A 1,469-nucleotide genomic window follows, 5' to 3' on the forward strand; every position below is an offset into this window, starting at 1 on the left:
AAAGACTAATTGGAGATAATAAATTTTATCTAACAGACAATAAATTTCAAAAGATAAATAAATAGGAAAAAATAAATGAACACTCTTAAAAATTTAACAAATAAAGATATGGTAAATAAGATAAAAGGCTATGCTGATATAGCTGATGTTGCTTATGCTTTTTTTGAGTATATAGATGAGAATGAAATTTGGAGTTTTTCGGATAAATTTTATAATGAGAGAATTTTAAAAAAACCTAATCCTAGATGGGATTATGCTGATGGCATAAACTGGAAGAGCGAGATTACGAAAGAAAATGAAACTGTTTTATCAAAAAACAACAAAAGAGAAATAGGACAACCTACTGCTTACGCTCTTTGTGTTGAAGCTAGGTTTATGCAGGATTTAAAAATATTCAAACCAAGCGAACTTAAAAAGCAAAATCCTAAACCAGAAAAAATAAATAACAGTATCCACTCATTTATAGATGTTGATGAAACAACAAAAGAACAAATGTTGTTTTACACAATAGACAATCTCTCCAAACGTACCAAAAATTTCACATCAAGGTTTAGACTTCTAAAACATCAAAAAAATGATAAATTTGGTTTTAGTGCCACCCTATTTGAAGATACAAAGGATAACAGCAAAAAAATATTAACCTTTAGAGGTACTGAGATCACCCCAGGAGACTTAATTGCGGATATGGAGCTAACAATTAATGAGATACCAACTCAAGTAAATTCTTTAATAAATTTCTTTCTAGATAATGTTATACCTATCTTAAAAGAGGATGAAAAGATAAATATATGTGGTCACTCTCTAGGCGGTTTTCTTACCCAAGCGTGTGCTTTTATCTTTCCAGAATATATAGATGAAATTTATACATTTAATTCCCCTGGATTATTAAGTAAAATTAAAAGAGAAGAAGACTATACCACGGAAACTATTTCAGATGCATTATTTATAGGTGATACGGCTTTAAATGAGCCACATTTGCTAGACAAAGCCAAAAATATCATCAACATTAAACAAAAGCTTTACACAAATATATCACTTGGATACAAAGACCACACCTACCTACCTGCACCTTTAAATTTTAATAACATATACCACATGAAAACAGACAACGATAGCCTAGCCTTTAACAACAAACTCTATGAAAACGCTATACAAGACCTTGGGCTTGATATAAATGGCAATGAGGTGCTAATAAATATAGGCAACGTAGATGCGATACCAAAAACAGATATAAGTATAAGCTCGCACTTTCTTACATATACGGCTACTACACTATACTTTTTCTCATATCTTTTAAAGGAAAAAGATAATGACGAAAAGACAAAAAATGTTAGCTTAAAAGGCACGTTTTTATATCTAAATGAATTTATGGAGCAAAACTATAAGCTTATATTTGATCTAGATACAAATTTATCTATGCAATACAATAGCGTAAATTTCAACATGGACAATAAAGCCACCATTTCACC

General features: G+C 30.2%; 1 protein-coding gene. It reads left to right on the top strand.

Annotated elements, in window-relative coordinates; all coding sequences use genetic code 11:
* Window positions 1-75: 75 nt before the first annotated feature.
* A partial coding sequence (locus F3G98_RS10210; RefSeq protein ID WP_149726138.1) for an Mbeg1-like protein occupies window positions 76-1,469 on the top strand: 1,394 nt, incomplete at its 3' end.

The organism is Campylobacter concisus, assembly GCF_902460895.1.
GTDB classification, from domain to species: domain Bacteria; phylum Campylobacterota; class Campylobacteria; order Campylobacterales; family Campylobacteraceae; genus Campylobacter_A; species Campylobacter_A concisus_BC.